Source organism: Rahnella sp. AA, from assembly GCF_002834385.1.
In the GTDB taxonomy this organism is placed as follows: domain Bacteria; phylum Pseudomonadota; class Gammaproteobacteria; order Enterobacterales; family Enterobacteriaceae; genus Rahnella.
The window spans coordinates 118,300-135,871 of sequence record NZ_PITQ01000003.1 but is presented as its reverse complement, the minus strand read 5'-3'; the positions used below and the strand labels follow the sequence as shown (position 1 = coordinate 135,871).

The window sequence follows — 17,572 nt, the reverse complement described above, 5'->3', positions numbered from 1 at the left end:
TGTTGTCAATCGCTATCGGAGTCACAGATGCAGCATCCTGTTCAGCTTTTTAAACTGCTCGCCGACGAAACCCGCTCAACCATTGTGATGCTGTTGAGAGAGGCCGGGGAGATGTGTATTTGCGATCTCTGCGCAGTTACGCAGGAGTCGCAGCCCAAAATATCCCGCCACATGGCGCTGTTACGCGAAGCGGAGCTGGTCATTGACCGCCGTGAAGGCAAATGGGTGTATTACCGTTTATCTCCGCATATGCCCGCCTGGGCAGCGGCTGTCATCGACACAGCGTGGAACTGCGAGCGTGAAGATATCCGGATTTCACTGAACAACAGTAAACTCTCGTCTTGTTCATGACAGGGATATATTCACCAATTCGAATGTGATTGAGGTGTGGAATGCTTCTGGCAGGGTCGATTTTTTTACTCACGCTTATTCTGGTCATCTGGCAGCCTCGCGGATTGAGCATTGGCTGGAGTGCCGGTGCTGGCGCTCTGTTAGCGCTTCTGAGCGGAGTCATTCATTTCAGTGATATTCCTGTCGTTTGGAATATTGTCTGGAACGCCACGGGGGCATTTATTGCGGTCATCATCATCAGCCTTCTGCTTGATGAGTCCGGCTTTTTCGAGTGGTGTGCCCTCCACGTTGCCCGCTGGGGAAAAGGCAATGGAAGGGTGCTTTTTACCTTCATTATTCTGCTTGGCGCTGCGGTTGCGGCTCTGTTTGCCAATGACGGCGCCGCGCTGATCCTGACGCCGATCGTCATCGCGATGCTGGTTGCCATGGGTTTCAGCCCCGCAACGACGCTGGCATTTATTATGGCTGCCGGATTTATCGCCGACTCCTCAAGCCTGCCGCTGGTGGTATCGAATCTGGTGAATATCGTTTCGGCTGACTATTTCAGCATCGGTTTTGACCGATATGCGGCGGTGATGCTCCCGGTCAATCTGGCGGCAGTGGCCGCCTCGCTGGGGGTGCTGCATCTCTATTTCAGAAAGGATATCCCGGCACGCTACGATATTACGAAAGTGAAAGAGCCCGCGAGTGCGATTAAAGATCTGCTGACATTTCGTATCGGCTGGGGTGTCCTGATTTTGCTGCTCGCAGGCTTCTTTATTCTTGAACCTTTGGGTGTTCCGGTCAGTGCAATTGCTGCTGCCGGGGCGATTATGCTCCTGATTGCGGCAAGAAAAGGCCGGGTGATCAATGTCAGAAAAGTGATCAAAGGCGCACCGTGGCAGATTGTCGTGTTTTCACTGGGGATGTATCTGGTGATATACGGCCTGCGCAATGCCGGATTAACCAATGCCCTGACGGAACTGCTCAATGTTTTCGCCGGTCAGGGGTTGTGGACGGCAACGCTTGGAACGGGGCTGGTGACCGGTTTTCTTTCTTCCGTGATGAACAATATGCCCACCGTTCTGATTGGCGCGTTGTCCATTGATGCAAGTACGGCGCAGGGTGTGGTAAGAGAAGCGATGATTTACGCCAATATTATCGGTTGCGATCTGGGGCCGAAAATAACGCCAATCGGTAGTCTGGCGACCTTGCTGTGGCTGCATGTTTTGTCGCAGAAAAATATCAATATCGGATGGGGATATTATTTCCGCACAGGAATTGTACTAACCCTGCCGGTTCTGTTTATCACGCTCAGCGCGCTGGCGTTGCGTTTGTCGATTACTCTCCACTGAGTCATGAAAAATGAGCAATATAACGATCTACCATAATCCGGCTTGCGGCACATCGCGTAATACGCTGGAACTGATCCGCAACAGCGGCGCTGAGCCTGAAATCATTTTGTATCTGGAAACACCGCCTTCGCGTGAAGAACTGGTGAAACTGATTGCCGCGATGGGCATTTCTGTCAGGGAACTGCTACGCGTTAATACCGCGCCTTACGGCGAACTCGGGCTGGATAATCCGGACTTCACCGATGCGCAGCTTATTGACGCGATACTTTTGCAGCCGATCCTGATGAACCGCCCGGTCGTGGTGACGCCGCTCGGGGCCGCGCTGTGCCGCCCGTCAGAGAAGGTTCTGGATATTCTTCCGGATGCGCAGAAAGGCGCGTTCACCAAAGAAGACGGCGAACGCGTGGTGGATAAAGACGGCAAACGGCTTGTCTGAACGGCGTTTAAAACTCTGCCGCCGTTTGCCGGTTTGAACTCACCACCGGCAGGGCATTAATCAGCTTTTGGGTCCACGGATGAGCAGGGCGGTGGAAGACGTCATCGACCTGTCCGTGCTCGACCACGCTGCCGTCTTTCATCACCATCACCCTGTCCGCCAGGTGATGGACCACGCCGAGATCGTGCGAAATAAACAGCAGCGCGGTGCGGTGTTCGGCCTGCATTTCGGCCAGCAGATCCAGCACCTGCGCCTGCACGGAAACGTCCAGCGCGCTCACCGGTTCGTCGGCCACGAGTAATGCAGGATTCGGGGCAAACGCGCGGGCGATCGCAACACGCTGGCGCTGACCGCCGGAAAGCTCGCGCGGATAACGCCGCAAAAATCCTTCGCCGAGCTGCACTTCATCGAGCAACTGAAGGATGCGGCGGCGTCGTTCATCGCCAAAAATGCCCACGCTGTCGAGGCTTTCCCCGATGATTTTTTCCACGTTATAACGCGGGTCAAAAGAGCTGAGCGGATCTTGTGCGATCAGCTGAATCCCGCGGCGTTGCAGCCTGCGGACGGATTCGGGGATCTGACTCCAGCGCTGCCCCTGAATGGTAATCGTGCCGGAACCGGGTTCAGTCAGGCCGAGCACCATTCTGGCCAGCGTGGTTTTCCCTGAGCCGGACTCACCGACAATCCCCAACGTTTCGCCCGCCGCCAGCGTCAGGCTGACGTGGTTAACCACGGCTTTGTCCGCGTAATGCTTGCTCAGATTGCGCACGTCCAGCACCGGTTCGCCGGTGGCGATATTTTTGGCAGGCAGCGGCCTGCCGCTCTCGCCGGAGAGTTTCAGCCCGCGCGTGGCAGGGCCGGGAATGGCGGCGAGCAGCTGGCGGGTATACGGGTGATCGGGCGTGCTCAGCAGTTTTTCGCCGGAGCCTTCTTCCACCACTTTGCCCTGATGCATAACCAGGATCCGGTCGGCGAGTTGCCCGACCACGGAAAGGTCGTGGCTGATCAGCAGCAGGCTTTCGCCCCGGTCGCGGCGCTGTTGCAGCAGATCCAGAATCTGCTTCTGCACCGTCATATCCAGCGCCGTGGTCGGTTCATCGGCAATCAGCAAACCGGGTTTCCCGGCCAGCGCGGTGGCAATCAGCACCCGCTGTCGAAGCCCGCCGGAAAGCTGATGCGGATACGCCGTCAGCCGGTTTTCAGCATCAGGAATGCCAACAGATTTGAGCAGCGAAATGCTTTGCGGATACAGCTCGTTCGGCTTACCGGCGCGGTTCGCCTGCAACGCATCACGCAGCTGCTGGCTGATGCGGCGCAACGGGTCAAGCGACACCAGCGCATCCTGTAAGACATAGCCAATTTTGCTGCCACGAATTTTACGCCAGCGGCGCTGGCTGGCGCCGAGCATATCCTGCCCGTCGATCACAAAACGGTCGGCGGTGATACGCGCTTTGGCGTCCTGTAGCCCCAGCAGGCTGCGGGCGGTGACAGTTTTCCCTGAGCCGGATTCTCCGACGAACGCGATGGATTCCCCGCGTTTAAGCTGTAAGTTCAGGCCGCTGACGGCCGGTTTTTCGCCGTCTGCTGAGGGAAAGGAGATCGAAAGATTGCGGATATCAATAAACAGTTCGTCGCTCATGGCTGTTTCCCTTCAAAAGTGGCCTGCCAGTAGCGGCCAAGCGTGTTCACAGAAATTACCGTCAGGGTGATCGCCACGCCCGGCCAGACACCAATCCACCACGCATTGCGCAGATAATTACGGCCTTCGGCCAGCATCAGCCCCCATTCAGCGGTCGGCGGTTGCGGCCCCATGCCGAGAAAACTCAAACCTGCCGTGCCGATAATTGCGGTGCCCAGCCCGAGTGTAGCCAGCGCCGGAACGTGCGCGATAGCGTGCGGAAGCACATGCCGCCAGACCAGAACGTGGCGTTTGAGGCCCAGGGTGCGAGCCTGCTCCACGTAACCGGAGGACATGACTACAAAAGTTTGCGCCCGCACCACGCGGGTGAATCGCGGCACGGAAGCGACGCCGAGCGCGAAGATCAGATTGGTGGTGCCGGGGCCGGTGAACGCAATCAGCATCAGTGCCAGCAGTAAATCCGGGAACGCGGAAACCACGTCCACGGCGCGGCTGATCAGTTCATCAAGCGGGCCTTTGAACAATCCGGCGAGTAAACCGAGCAGGCTGCCGATGCTGACCGCCACGGCCATCGCCGCGAGGCTGATCAGCAGGGAATACCGGCTGCCGTAAATGATGCGCGCCAGCACGTCGCGCCCGAGCTGGTCGGTGCCCAGCCAGTGTTCAGACGAAGGTGGAAGCTGCGCGTTAACCGGATCGGCGTTCAGCGGGTCAAAATGCGTCAGCCACGCGGGGAAAATCACCGCCAACGCGACCAGCAGCAAATACACGGCTGCGAGAATATAACCGGTGGAAAACCGGCGCTTCACGCCGCCTGAAATCAGTAACTGGCTCATGCATTTTCTCCGTCATTCTGGCCGTTATCCCGCAGGCGCGGGTCGATAAACAGATACAAAATATCCACCAGCGTACTCAGCACGACGTACACCAGCGCGGAGAAAATCGCCACCGCCAGCACCACCGGCAGGTCTTTACCCAGAACGGCATCGACGGTGATTTTGCCCAAACCCGGGCGGCCAAATACCTGCTCGGTGATCACCGCGCCGCTGAGCAAACCGCCAATCAGCCAGCCGGTCAGTGTGACGGCGGGCAGGGCGGCGTGGCGCAGCGCGTGACGTAAACGGATAATGCGGTTGCCCAGCCCCCACGCACGCAGCGTCAGCACAAAGGGTTCGTCGAGCGCATCTTCCAGCCCGCGCCGCAGTACCTGAGAAACCACCGCGCCCTGCGCCAGTCCGAGGGATAACGCCGGTAAAACCAGCGAGGAAAAACTGCGGTCGCCCGCCACCGGGAACCAGCGCAGCGTAAAGCTGAAGATAAACAGCAGCACGATGCCGAGCCAGAAAGAGGGCGTCGAGGCCAGAACCAGCTCGATGCCGCCCGCAATGCGTTGCCCCCGGCGACGGTGCGCGGTCGCGACGGCCATCACCACGGCAAACACCAGGCTGACGACCAGCGCCAGACCGGTGAGTTTGAGCGTCGGCCACAGCTGCGATAACACCAGCGAACTGACGTCGGTATTGAGCATATAAGAACGGCCAAAATCACCGTGCAAAACGCGCCAGAGATAGTGCAGATATTGCATGTACAGGGGCTGATCCAGCCCCCATTCGGCGCGGATCGCCGCTTCAATCGCCGGTGTTTGTACCTGTTCGCCCATCAGCAAACTGACGATATCGCCCGGTGCGAGATACACGCTGATAAAAGACAGCGTGACCGCGGCCCACAGCACCAGCACGCCGCTTAGCAGCCGCCGGACAACGCGACCGCGCCATGACGGCGCTGACTTAGGCCGCTGCGGGGGAATAAAGGTACTTTCAGCCGACATAATAAAGCTCCTTACTTCTGATTAATGCTTGCTCAGCCAGACGTCGTAGGCATTTTCCGGCATCTGTTTGAACGGCCTGAAACCCACGCCGTGAACGTAAGACGCCGCCGCAATCTGGTCTTCCGGCTCGTAAAGCGGGATCGCCAGCGCCTGCTGCAACACGGCAAAGTTTTGCAACTGGCCGTAGTAGGTTTTGCGTTCTGCGTTATCCAGCGTTTGCGACGCCCCTTTCAGCAGCGGAATGATTTCCGGTGCATCGGTGCGGCTGTAGTTGATCGAACCACCGGCATTGATAGGCAGGTAATGGTTCTCGATATCGATGCCGTCGGTGTCGGTATTGGAGTTGGCAATGGAGCCAAACTGACCGGTTTTTCTGACTTCGGTATAGGTTCCGGAATCGACGTAACGGATTTTCAGATCCACGCCCAGCCGCTGCCGTGCCTGTGCCTGCAAGGCCTGCAACAGGACGTCACGCTGATCACGCACGGTGGCCTGCGCCTGAATAATTTCGATGCTCAGCGGCTTGCCGTCTTTGGTGCGGATGCCGTCAGCGCCTTTGGTTTTCCAGCCAGCTTCGTCCAGAAGCTGGTTCGCCAGCGTCGGATTATTGCCGTATTTGCCGGTCAGGCTGGCGTCATACAGCGGGTCAACCGGCGACGTAATGCCCCAGACGCGCGTGCGTTCGCCGCGATAAATCGATTGCAGAATCGGAGAAATATCCAGCCCCTGTAAAATCGCCTGCCGCACTTTCACTTCCTGCGTCGGGCCATATTTCACATTCAGAAACAGCGAATACGGCGTGCCGGTGTTCAGCGCGTGCTGATAGCTGAAATCCGCGTTGTCCTTGAATTCGCCTGCATCGTTGCCTGACACGCCTTCAATCACATCCACCTGACCGGAAAGCAGCGCGCCGGTGCGTACGGAAGATTCCGGCAGGAAACGGTACGTTACGCTCTCGAGATACGCCGGGCCCTGATGTTTCGCATTCGCCGACGCCCAGTGATAATCCGGGTTGCGCACGTATTCAATCTGCTGGCCTTTCTCATAGCGCCTGAGTATGAACGGGCCGGTGCCTGCGATATCTGTGCCACCGGCTTTCAGCTGCGGTGATGTCCACGACGACGGTGAGATCAGTTTCAGGCCGGAAGCAAACGAGAGGAACGGGCTGTAAACCTGCTTCAGCGTGAGGGTAACCGTGTGCTCGTCCGGTGTGGCGATGGTATCGATTCGCCCGGCCAGCGCACAAATACTCGAACCTGCGCAATACGCCGGATCCTGTGCATGACGGAAGTTTTCTGCCACGGCGGCGGACGTCAGTTTTTCCCCGTTGGAAAACTTCACGTCATCGCGCAGGGTAAAGGTGTAAGTTTTGCCGTCATCGGAAACGTGATAACCGGTCGCCAGCCACGGGATATACGCGCCGTCCGGCGTGCGCGCCAGCAGTGATTCATAGGCAACACGCAGGATAAGCTCGGCTTTGGATTGCCCGTTTAATTGCGGATTCAGCGTATTGGGCTCGGTTTCGACGCCCCACGTCAGGCTTCCGCCTTGCTGAGGTTGTTCAGCGGCATACAGCGACTGCCCGGAAGAAAGCACCAGAAGTGTTAAAGCAGAAAGAGAACGCACACCAGCAAAAGATTTCATACATTTCCCGTCAGGTCATTAATCATGAATTATTTGAATAAGCGCATAAATAATAAGGATGCCGCGCTATTAACCGGCGGCTGAAAGGAATTATTAAGGGCAGGTTACTAAGTTGTAAAATCACAATATTTGCTTATCAGCGAAAATAAATGACTTAGCGGGAAATTATTTTTTTGATCAGTCAGGGAATAATCAGGAAAACCCGGCTTATCCATATTCAGGGTTATGAAATGCTTTTTTCTTCGTGGCTTAATCACCTCTGTTCTCTATTTTTAACGCAGGTTTATCTTTCCCGTTAAAGGAGATCAGTTTGACCAGTTCATCCCGCAGACGTTTAAAAACCCTGGCCGGAGCAGGGAGCGCGATCTACGCCTCTGATGATCCGCGCCCGGATACCGGTATTTCCCGCGCTGTTGCGCTGGCTAAAAAAGCGGAGAAAGAGAAATTCACCGCGCTTTTTACCGCCGATTTATTGCAGGCGGATCCCGACGGGCTTTCCGGTTCAACCGGCAGCCAGGATCCGATTGTCACACTCGCCGCGCTCAGCCAGGTGACGTCACAAATCGGGCTGATCGCCACCGTTTCAACCACCTATCAGCACCCGTACAATCTGGCGCGACTGATAGGCACGCTTGATCACGTCAGCGGTGGCCGAGCGGGCTGGAACGCCGTGACGTCCTCGGTGGGTGAGGAAAACTTTGGTGACATTCTGCTTCCCGCGCCGGAAGTGCGTTACGCCCGCGCGACGGAATTTATTCAGGTCATCAATGCATTATTTGACGCCAATCAGCCGGACGCGGTGACGCGCAGTAAGAACGGCTCGGTGAAAATTGACCCGCGTAAACTGCACCCGATTAATCATCACGGGGATTTTTTCCGCGTGCAGGGCCCGCTGAACGTACCGCCGCCGCCACAGCGCAGGCCGGTACAATTTCAGGCCGGGCAATCCGAAGAAGGCCTGAAACTCGGTGCGAAATACGCCGAAGTGATCTACACCTCGCAGCCGACGCTGGAAGATGCCAAAGCCTTTGTTGAGCGCGTGCATCGTCACGCCGATGCATATGGCCGCCGCGAAAACCGGCCACTGATCATGAACTCGTTCCATTCGATCATCGGCGAAAGCCCGTCAGACGTGGCGCGACGTCTGTTTGAAAAGCACGAGCGGATTGATTATCAGCAGGGGCGGCTCAAGGTTGCAGACATGCTCGGCGGTGAAATAGACCTGCGCGATTCCCCGCTGGATCAGCCGATCCCGCTGCGGTTACTTCCGGACGTCGAACAGGTCAACCGCCGTCGCGGGCGTGCGGAAATTTTCAAACGTTTCGCCTTACAGGGGCTGACGCTGCGTGAACTGATCATCCAGGCACAGGAAACCGGCCACTGGTTTGTTGCCGGAACGCCGGAATCGCTGGCGGACGCCATAGAAGAGCGCTACCGCGCGGGTGTGCTGGATGTGATTTCATTACATGGACTGGGGCAGGCGGATCAGGAGGATTTACTGTTGAACGGGTTATTGCCGGAGTTGCGGAAACGGGAGCTAATCGACCGTGATTACAACGGGGGGGATTTTCGGGCAAATCTTGGTTTGCCGGAGCCGCTTTATAAAAGCTGACCGTGAAAGTTTCGTTTTATCGCTTGCAGCGAACTGCTGATCGAGAAGATTTCGGTTTTTCACTTGCAGTGTGACGCTGACGAAGGATCGAGAAGATTTCGGTTTTTCAATAACTGTGATCACTTAACTCACTGCGCCGAAACCGACCAAGAGAGGGAAGTGCTTTCCCTCTCTTGGATCTCTCCCCGCTTTTTCAACAAGCGCTATCGCTCGCTGGCTATGTTTCAGGTGCCGCAGCTATTGCCGCGAAAACTTGCCGCTACGCGGTTCCCTTTCTCGGTTTCGAGCCACAGGTCTCGAAACACTTCGTTCGGCAAGCTTTCTGAAAGCGGCCAGAAGCATAATTAAATTCAACGGCATTCTCTTTTCTTACTTAATTTCTAGTGGAAACGTCGGTTCATTTTATAAATAACAATCAGCGGTGAGGTTGCGAACTAGAAAGTTTGTGGCCGCTTTCAAAACGACGTCGAGTGAGTGGTGAGAAACAGCGAGAGTCTTTTTTCGAGCAGGTTCGAACCCGAGGCGAGAGAACCGCGCAGCGGCGGCGTTTGCGGCACTAGCGGAGTTGCTGAAACATAGCCAACGAGCGGAGCGCGCAGTAAAAAAGACGCGGAGATTCCAAAGAGGGCTCGTCATAGCCCTCTTTGGTCGGTTTCGGCGCCAGCCGCTGAGCGATCACTGCAATTGAAAAACCGAAATTTTCTCGATCTAGATCCAGCCCTCACTGCAAGTGAGAAACCGAAACTTTCTCGGTCAACACCGGCCCTCACAGCAAGTGAAAAACCAAAACTTTCTCGGTCAATTTATTGCCCCTCACTGCAAGTGATAAACCACCTTTTGCTGCGGTCTCAGCAAAAATTTAAACCGTCAGGGCATCAGAATACACAACCTCAGTGAACTGATTCTCCGGCTCCCGTAACCCCAGATTCCCGCGAAGCGTCCCTTCTTCGTACTCGGTACGATACAACCCGCGTGCCTGTAAAATTGGAATGACGGAGTCAATAAAGTCATCAAACGCCGTCGGCGTGCCACCCCGAACGATAAAACCGTCCGTTGCCCCTGACGTAAACCAGTGCTCCAGCCCGTCGGCAACGTGTTCGGCGGTGCCGAAAAATGTCGGGCGCGGCGTGGCGGCTTCCAGCGCGGCTTGCCGTAATGTCAGCCCGTGCTCTTTAGCATTCCGTTTGATTTCATCGGTCGTGCTGCGGAAGCTGTTCTGGCCTAAATCGCCGATGTCCGGGAACGGCGCATCCGGGTCGTATTGCGCGAAGTCGTGATGTTCAAAGTAACGGCCCAGATAATCGAGCGCACTTTCCAGCGTCACCAGTTGCGCGGTTTCCTGGTATTTACGCTCGGCATCCGTGACGGTGTCACCGATAATCACGCTGATGCCCTGGAAGACCCGGATGTCGTCAGCATTACGCCCATTTTCGACCAGCTGACGGCGGACGTCATCGCGGAATTCGCGTGCCAGCTCCGGCGTTTCCTGACGGGTATAAATCGCGTCGGCGGCTTCTGCTGCAAAGGCTTTTCCCTGCTCGGAAGCACCGGCCTGGAAGACGACCGGACGCCCCTGCGGAGAGCGGCCGACGTTCAGCGGGCCCTGTACCGAGAAATATTTGCCGTGGTGATTAAGCGTATGCAGTTTGTCCGGCGCAAAGAACTGGCCGGTGGCTTTGTTGCGTACAAACGCGTCTTTTTCCCAGGAATCCCATAATCCTTTGACCACGCTGACGTATTCGCTGGCAATGCGGTAACGCTCATCGTGTTCCGGGTGTTTGTCGCGTGAGAAGTTTTTGGCAGAACCTTCCAGCGGAGAAGTCACGACGTTCCAGCCTGCGCGGCCGCCGCTGAGATGATCGAGGCTGGCGAACTGGCGCGCGACGGTGAACGGCTCGCTGTACGAGGTGGAAAGCGTGGCGACCAGCCCGATCTTTTGTGTCACCAGCGACAGCGCGGAAAGCAGCGTAATCGGTTCAAAACGGTTAAGAAAATGCGGGATTGATTTCTCAGTAATAAACAAACCATCGGCCACAAATAAGAAATCAAATTTAGCCTGCTCGGCTCTTTGCGCTAATTGCTGGCAGAACTGAATATTAATACTGGCGTCGGCAATGGCATCCGGGTGTCGCCATGCGGACATATTTCCCGATGCGCCCTGAATAATAGCGCCAAGACGTATATTTTGTTTTTGAGTCATTTTCTTTCCCTTTAATGGACGGCTCTCAGAAATAAAGCATTCGTGAATTAAATAGCGCTGAAGCGCGGTCAAACCAGCGTGCGTAATTCTGCGATGGAGCGCACCAGCGGGGCCTGTTCCTGCGCGTCGAAAGCCTGCTGAATCAGCACTTTTCGCAGATAAACCAGCTCGACGCCCAGCGGATTAGTCGCGGTATGAAACGGCTCGTAACCCCGGCGCTGATACAAATCCGTCAGCCACGGGTGTCTGATGGCGGTCGCCAGATACACGGCGGGGGATTTCAGCGTGTCGCGCAAAAACGTCTCTTCGACATAACGGATAATCTCGCCGCCAAAACCTTGCCCTTTGGCGTGTTCCGCCACGGCAAACCAGTGAACGAAAGGCCAGGGCGCGAGATGATTTTTCGCCGGTGTCCACAAAAAACGGGTCGTCAGCGTGGCCGTCAGCTCGCCGTCTTTTTCCAGCACATACGTGGTTTCATTGCGGATCACATCCCGCACATCCTCGACGCTGGCGCGGGTGATGGTGAAATGGATGCCGTGTTCGAGCAGCGGTTCATAGGCTTTTTGCAGCAGCGAATGCAGCGCCGCGGCTTCAGATTCCTGAGCAAGGCGGATCAGATGACTCATGTTCGGTTCCTTATGCCAGCGCCACGCTGGACGCGGCTAACAGTTCGAGTGAACGCAGGCGCGCCTGTGGCTGAGCGACCGGTGTGTCGATAATGAATTCTTCCACGCCGTAGCGGGCCTGCAACGCTTCCAGCTGGTGGTGAACGTCCTCGCCGGTGCCGTGCAGCACGTCCGACTGGCGTTCTTCAATCTGATGCGATGCCGCGCCGGATTGCCGGATATACGTTTCCGCCTGTTCGAGGCTGCCGACGTTTACGCTCTGGCCGTCGCTGCCGGTCACACGGTAACGCTGGGTGTTATCCACCAGCCGTGCGGCCTGAGCGGCGGTGTCGGCAACAATCACCGGCACGGCGAGCAGTGCGCGTCTGCCGTTGCTTTCACAGGAATAAGCGGAAAGGGCGCTGGAAATATCGCGTTCGTCGGCATTAAGGTGCGCGGCAAAAACAAATTCCCAGCCGAGACTGGCCGCCATCCGTGCGCTTTGTTCGCTCGCGCCGAGCAGAAAGCGCGATGCCGACTGCGGCGGTTGTGGCGTGGCCGAAAGGGAATCGACACCGCGCCCGCGAACCGGCACAGAGAGCCAGTCATCGAGCTGACGCAGCTGATCGGCAAACTCGCCTTTACGCGCCGGATCGACAGCGTATTGCAACGCGTGGGTAGAAAGCGGCAATCCGCCCGGCGCTTTGCCGATACCGATATCGACACGACCGGGCGCGAGGGACGCCAGCTGATTGAAATTCTCGGCGACCTTATACGGGCTGTAATGTTGCAGCATCACGCCCCCCGAGCCGACCCGCAGTTTTTGCGTATGCGCGAGGATCCAGGCGATGACAATTTCCGGCGAGGAGATCGCGAGTTTGTCGGTGTTGTGATGTTCCGCCAGCCAGAACCTGTGATAGCCCCAGCGCTCCGCCAGCTTCGCCAGTTCCAGCGTCCGGCGCAGCGCCCCGGCGGCATCCTCATGTTCATCCAGCGGACTTTTTTCCAGCAAACTAATGCGGTATCCCATCGTTTTCCCTTGTAATCGCAACACATCATTAACAACGATTATTAAAGTCGGGGGGAAGGGATGTAAAAGAACAATAGTAGCTATGGAGTTGCGGAAATCGGGAAACCTGTGGGTTGGGCGCACGTGCGGGGGGACGTCAAGTTTAAATTCAAGTTCAAGTTCAAGTTCAAGGTCGTGGGCGTCGGCCCACACCGACCAGAGACCCGGTAACGCGCGGGCCTCCGGACTCCGCGCTTTTCAACTGCGCGCTGCCGCTGGCTGGCATTGTTTCAGCAACTCCGGCCAGTGCCGCAAACGCCGCCGCTGCGCGGTTCTTTCGCTTCGGGTTCGAACCTGCTCGGAAAATACTCTCGCCGTTTCTCACCGCTCACTCAACGTCGTTTTGAAAGCGGCCAGAGGCTTTTAGTTCGCAACCTTGCCGCTGATTGTTTTTTAAAAATGAGTAACTGTTTTCATCATAAGTTAAGCAAGAAAACGGAATGCCGTTGAATTTAGATAAGCCTCTGGCCGCTTTCAGAAAGCTTGCCGAGCGAGAGTTTCGAGACCAATGGCTCGAAACCGAGTAAGGGAACCGCGTAGCGGCAAGATTTCGCGGCAATAGCTGTGGTACCTGAAACATACTTTACAAGCGGCAGCGCGCACTTAAAAAGCGTGGGAGTCCAGAGGGCGCGCGCGTTAACGCGCCCTTTGGGCCAGTTTGGGCGGCGAGCCCAAGGTTTTGAAGTTTTGGTGGGGAAACCCAAGGTTTTGAATTACCCACGCGCGAACGTAATAACCATTCCCATATTTGTGAAATCCTTATCTCATTTTCTCATTTGTCACCAAAAGGTATATACCCGCAAAATCAGTTCTATCGGCAGGTCGGGCGTTAATTCAGATATGAAATATAAACAGCAATGACCTTGTCGCTTTTACCACATTATATTTGTGGTTTTTCACAGGTATTACACCAGGAAAAAGGTCCCGTCATGACATTATCCAAGTTATTGCTCCCGCTGCTGATTGCCGGGAATTTATCTACCGCGTGGGCAGCCGAGCAAATTGTTCCGTCTTCTACCACTTTCCATGTATCCGCCGATGAATCGCTGAAAAGCAAACTGCCAGCCGATATTGCCAAACGCGGATATATTGTCGCGGGCACCAACCCGAATACGCCGCCGACCACGTTTTTCCAGGAAGACAATAAAACCCTCGCGGGCCGTGAAATTGACGTGATGAATGCCGTTGCGGCGCGTCTGGGCGTGGAAGTGCGCTGGCAGGATACCGGCGGTTTCGACAACATCATTCCGGGGCTTAAATCAGGCCGCTATGACGTGGCGCTTTCCAATATTAACGCCACCAAAAAACGCCTCGAGCAGGTCGATTTTGTCAGTTATTACGATGCGTCGCGCCTTGGCGTGATTTCCCGTAAAGACGCCAATATCGCGCCGTTTACGTCTTTTGATGCCGTTTGCGGGCAGGAAATCGGTGCCGGTGCGGGCACGACGCAAATCGGGCGTCTCGAAGCGGCCAGCAAAACCTGTACCGATGCAGGCAAACAGCCGATCAAAATTGCCGTCTTCCCTGACCGTCCTTCGGGCGTGCAGGCCGTGGTCAGCGGTCGCGTGCCGATGTTCTTTGGCCCGTATGAAGGCCTGACGTATCAGGTCAGCCAGGTGAAACCGCTGGCGCTGTCCGGCACCATTCATGTGGATGACGCACCGGTTTCGGTTGCGTTCCCGAAACAATCTGCGCTGGAAGAGGCCGTGCAGGCATCACTTAACTCGCTGATTAAAGACGGGACTTATCAGAAGATCCTCGATAAATGGTCGATTGGCTTTGGCGCAGTGAAAGAATCCAAACGTAATGAAGAGATTTTCGGATGAGCACTGAAACACACGGTCAGCAGCCGGAAGAGCTGCGGATCGTCGGTAAGAAATACATCGGGCGCTGGATAAGCGCCCTGATCGTCGTTCTGGTGCTGGGCGCCGCTGCCCATTCCATGCTCAATAACCCGCGTTTTGAATGGTCAGTGATTGCCGAAAACTTCACCGGTCCGTCGATTTTGCAGGGCGTTTTGATGACGTTGCAGCTGACTGCCATTTCGGTGATTTTCGGTTTTGCCGGTGGCACCGTGCTGGCGCTGATGCGGTTATCGTCCAATCCGGTGCTGGTCGCCGTGAGCTGGGGCTATACCTGGTTTTTCCGCGGCGTGCCGATGCTGGTTCAGCTGTTTCTCTGGTACAACATTGCCGCGCTGTATCCGAACATTTCGTTTTCGCTGCCGTGGGTAGGGGAAATCTGGAGTGCGTCGGCCAACTCATTAATCAGCCCGTTCAGCGCCGCCGTGATTGCGCTGGTGATGCACCAGTCGGCGTATGCCGCTGAGATTATCCGTGCGGGGATCCAGAGCGTGGGCACCGGCCAGATTGAAGCCGCGCGTGCGCTTGGTTACCGTCCGGCGGCCATATTCCGTCATACCGTGTTGCCGCAGGCGATGCGGGCGATTTTACCACCAGCCGGTAATGAAGTGATCGGTCAGCTGAAAACCACCGCGGTGGTGTCAGTGATTTCCCTGCAAGACGTGCTGTTTTCCGCACAGATTATTTATCAGCGCACGTATGAAGTGATCCCGTTGTTGCTGGTTGCGACACTGTGGTATCTGGTGCTGACGTCGCTGCTTTCGGTGATTCAGTACTACGTCGAGCGTCATTTCAGCCGCAGCAGTTTCCGCAAGGTGAAACGTAAATCCAAACCGCGTGATGAGACGCCGCGGGCGGTGAATACCGGCCTGAATGCAGGAGAAACCAGCCATGGGTGAGGCGATTGAATTCCGGAAAGTCACCAAACGTTTTTCAGGAAACACCATTCTCGATGAAATCAGCCTGGATATTCCGGCGGGGTCGGTGACGGTGATTTTAGGGCCGTCCGGTTCCGGAAAATCCACGTTGCTGCGTTGCATTAATCATCTGGAAAAACTCGACGGCGGCACCATCCGTATCGGTGGTGAACTGGTCGGGTATCAGCAAAAAGGCAACGCGCTGTATGAGCTGAGCAGCGGGAAAATCGCCGCACAGCGCAGCCGTACCGGCATGGTGTTTCAGCAATTTAATCTGTTCCCGCACCGTACGGTGCTGCAAAACATTACCGATGCGCCGCAGCGTGTGAAAAAGCAAAACCGCCAGCAGGTGCTCGCTAAAGCCCGCGCGCTGTTGCAACAGGTGGGGTTAGCCAGCCGTGAAGATGACTGGCCGCAGCAGCTTTCCGGCGGTCAGCAGCAGCGCGTGGCGATTGCCCGTGCGCTGGCGATGGATCCGGAAGTGATGCTGTTTGATGAGCCGACGTCGGCACTCGATCCTGAACTGGTGGGCGAAGTGTTGCAGGTCATCAAAAAACTGGCGCATTCGGGGATCACCATGGTGATCGTGACGCACGAAATTGGCTTTGCGCGTGAAGTCGCCGATAACGTCATCTTTATGGAAGGCGGAAAAATCGTGGCATCGGGGCCGGTGAAAACCGTGCTGGATGAAGCGGAGAACGTCCGTGTCCGCCATTTCCTGTCTACCGTGTTGTAGCTCCTGCACCAAAAAGTAAGTCACACAGCTGCGGCAAACTGTCGCGGCTTTCCAGCCTGCTCAGCGCCACAATATTGGCACGCTGTGCGTCCGTCATATCCGGCAAACAGGCGCGCAATTTGCCCGGTAAATCGAACGCAATCGCCAGACTTTGCTGACGCGTAAAGCGTTTTTGCAGCGTTTCTCCGTTGCGTAAAAATACCGTCACCTGATGAAAACGGGCTGCCGGGTTTAGCTCATCCGGCGGGGCGCTGACATCCGGATGACGCGTGACACGGGCGGCCAGCGCGGCGATTTCGGTATCCGGCGGGTTTTCTGAGAAATCCTGTATCAGCAAGGCGTCGCGCAGCAGGCTGGCGGCAATCACGTATTCCAGGCTGAAACGTGCCTCAATACCGTTCGACGGCACGCGCACCGACGCCGCAATATCGCCGCCCGGCGGGAATGACACTTCAATCCGCTCCACCGCATTTTTCAGGTCGCTGACTGAGTTCCCCTGTTGCAGCCAGTCATGGCGGATTGCCCGCGCGGCATCGGCGGCGCTGTGCGTACCGCCACAGGTCGGATAAGGTTTGAATTCCAGCCCCGGTGAGACGATACGCCACGGCGCGCCCCAGCTTTCGGTGAGTTTCTCAGGTTGCTGCTGACCGGCGCAGTAAGCAGTGAAAAAGCTGTCGAGCACGTTTTCTGCCTGACTGTGAAAACCGGCCAGCGTCAGCAGGGTGGCCGTGACTGCGATCTGCGCCGCCAGCCCGGCGTGCAGCGGTTTAACCGCGCTGCCAAACTGCGCACGTAAACCGCCCGCCTGCGTAGCCGCCGTCCCCAGAATAAGGGCCGTTTCCGGTTCGCTGGCGCTGACCAGCCGCGCGCAGGCCGCCGCCGCGGCAATCGTGCCGAGCGTGGCGGTATTGTGGAAGCCCAGTTTGTAATGCTGCGAACCGGCGGCCAGCCCGAGGCGACCGGCGGTTTCCACGCCCGTCACCCACGCATTGAGAAACTGCTCGCCGCTGATGTCGGGTCGACCGGCTGCCAGCGCCAGCAAAGCAGGCAAAATCACCACGCCGGGATGACCGCGAAAATCCGGGTGGAAATCATCGAAATCCAGCGCATGACCGGCGTAGCCGAGCAGCACAGCGCGCGTCTGTGCATCGTCCGCACGGTAAACCTGTTGCAAACTTTTTAGCCCGGAATCGCCGGCTTCACCACGCACAACGGGCAGGGTGACGGCCAGAAAATCGAGCAGCCCTTCGCGGGCATTTTCACGCGCTTCGGCGGAGGGGCGCGCACTGACAATAAGCTTTGCCAGCGATGAAGTCAGTGTCATGCTTTTTCCTGT

The 17,572-nt window shown here is 56.6% G+C and carries 15 protein-coding genes; 7 read left to right on the top strand and 8 right to left on the bottom strand.

The features are described 5' to 3' along the window. The first annotated feature begins 27 nt into the window (after nucleotides 1–27). From CWS43_RS08935 to arsC, 3 genes are read left to right on the top strand one after another with little or no spacing between them, the layout of a single operon-like run. Nucleotides 28–351, top strand: a complete 324-nt coding sequence (locus CWS43_RS08935; protein WP_101076593.1) for a metalloregulator ArsR/SmtB family transcription factor — start codon at nucleotides 28–30, stop codon at nucleotides 349–351. A 41-nt stretch (nucleotides 352–392) separates the two neighbouring features. Beyond that, nucleotides 393–1,685, top strand: a complete 1,293-nt coding sequence (locus tag CWS43_RS08930; RefSeq protein WP_101076592.1) for an arsenic transporter — start codon at nucleotides 393–395, stop codon at nucleotides 1,683–1,685. Nucleotides 1,686–1,695: 10 nt separating this feature from the next. Continuing rightward, nucleotides 1,696–2,121 carry a glutaredoxin-dependent arsenate reductase gene (arsC, locus tag CWS43_RS08925; RefSeq protein WP_101076591.1) on the top strand — a complete coding sequence of 142 codons (426 nt, stop codon included), beginning with the start codon at nucleotides 1,696–1,698 and terminating at the stop codon, nucleotides 2,119–2,121. A 7-nt stretch (nucleotides 2,122–2,128) separates the two neighbouring features. On the opposite strand, the gene CWS43_RS08920 is transcribed toward arsC, so the two are convergent. Genes CWS43_RS08920 through CWS43_RS08905 form a run of 4 tightly spaced genes read right to left on the bottom strand, consistent with a single transcriptional unit; the run spans nucleotide 2,129 to nucleotide 7,232 of the window. Further along, a complete protein-coding gene (locus CWS43_RS08920; protein ID WP_101076590.1) occupies nucleotides 2,129–3,760 on the bottom strand; it encodes an ABC transporter ATP-binding protein in 1,632 nt (543 codons plus the stop codon). Further along, on the bottom strand, nucleotides 3,757–4,596 hold the full coding sequence (locus CWS43_RS08915) for an ABC transporter permease (RefSeq protein WP_101076589.1): 840 nt from the start codon (nucleotides 4,594–4,596) through the stop codon (nucleotides 3,757–3,759). Before CWS43_RS08915 ends, CWS43_RS08920 begins: the two co-directional genes overlap by 4 nt. After that, complete coding sequence (locus CWS43_RS08910) at nucleotides 4,593–5,588, bottom strand: ABC transporter permease (RefSeq protein ID WP_101076588.1); 996 nt, start codon at nucleotides 5,586–5,588, stop codon at nucleotides 4,593–4,595. Before CWS43_RS08910 ends, CWS43_RS08915 begins: the two co-directional genes overlap by 4 nt. 21 nt (nucleotides 5,589–5,609) lie before the next feature. Beyond that, entirely contained in the window at nucleotides 5,610–7,232 is a 1,623-nt protein-coding gene (locus CWS43_RS08905; RefSeq protein ID WP_101076587.1) for an ABC transporter substrate-binding protein, read from the bottom strand. Between the two features lie 310 nt (nucleotides 7,233–7,542). Between CWS43_RS08905 and CWS43_RS08900 the strand changes: the two genes are divergently transcribed. After that, nucleotides 7,543–8,844, top strand: coding sequence for an NtaA/DmoA family FMN-dependent monooxygenase (locus CWS43_RS08900; RefSeq protein WP_101076586.1), 1,302 nt, complete (start codon nucleotides 7,543–7,545; stop codon nucleotides 8,842–8,844). A gap of 859 nt (nucleotides 8,845–9,703) precedes the next feature. Here CWS43_RS08900 and CWS43_RS08895 read toward each other — a convergent pair. From CWS43_RS08895 to CWS43_RS08885, 3 genes are all read right to left on the bottom strand, one after another. Then, the gene (locus CWS43_RS08895) at nucleotides 9,704–11,044 is read right to left on the bottom strand and encodes an LLM class flavin-dependent oxidoreductase (RefSeq protein WP_101076585.1); all 1,341 of its coding nucleotides are present in this window, start codon (nucleotides 11,042–11,044) and stop codon (nucleotides 9,704–9,706) included. A gap of 68 nt (nucleotides 11,045–11,112) precedes the next feature. Continuing rightward, the gene (locus tag CWS43_RS08890) at nucleotides 11,113–11,673 is read right to left on the bottom strand and encodes a GNAT family N-acetyltransferase (RefSeq protein WP_101076584.1); all 561 of its coding nucleotides are present in this window, start codon (nucleotides 11,671–11,673) and stop codon (nucleotides 11,113–11,115) included. A gap of 10 nt (nucleotides 11,674–11,683) precedes the next feature. Then, a complete protein-coding gene (locus tag CWS43_RS08885; RefSeq protein WP_101076583.1) occupies nucleotides 11,684–12,682 on the bottom strand; it encodes an MsnO8 family LLM class oxidoreductase in 999 nt (332 codons plus the stop codon). A 968-nt stretch (nucleotides 12,683–13,650) separates the two neighbouring features. Between CWS43_RS08885 and CWS43_RS08880 the strand changes: the two genes are divergently transcribed. The 3 genes from CWS43_RS08880 to CWS43_RS08870 are packed head-to-tail and all read left to right on the top strand — an operon-like array spanning nucleotide 13,651 to nucleotide 16,236. Next, nucleotides 13,651–14,547 carry an ABC transporter substrate-binding protein gene (locus CWS43_RS08880; protein ID WP_101076582.1) on the top strand — a complete coding sequence of 299 codons (897 nt, stop codon included), beginning with the start codon at nucleotides 13,651–13,653 and terminating at the stop codon, nucleotides 14,545–14,547. Further along, complete coding sequence (locus tag CWS43_RS08875; RefSeq protein WP_232776821.1) at nucleotides 14,544–15,482, top strand: amino acid ABC transporter permease; 939 nt, start codon at nucleotides 14,544–14,546, stop codon at nucleotides 15,480–15,482. Before CWS43_RS08880 ends, CWS43_RS08875 begins: the two co-directional genes overlap by 4 nt. Further along, nucleotides 15,475–16,236: an amino acid ABC transporter ATP-binding protein gene (locus tag CWS43_RS08870; RefSeq protein ID WP_101076581.1), complete on the top strand. Its 762-nt coding sequence runs from the start codon at nucleotides 15,475–15,477 to the stop codon at nucleotides 16,234–16,236. Before CWS43_RS08875 ends, CWS43_RS08870 begins: the two co-directional genes overlap by 8 nt. Here the strand turns inward: CWS43_RS08870 and CWS43_RS08865 are convergent. Then, nucleotides 16,223–17,560, bottom strand: coding sequence for an MmgE/PrpD family protein (locus CWS43_RS08865; RefSeq protein WP_101076580.1), 1,338 nt, complete (start codon nucleotides 17,558–17,560; stop codon nucleotides 16,223–16,225). The genes CWS43_RS08870 and CWS43_RS08865 overlap by 14 nt on opposite strands. Between the last annotated feature and the right edge of the window lie 12 nt (nucleotides 17,561–17,572).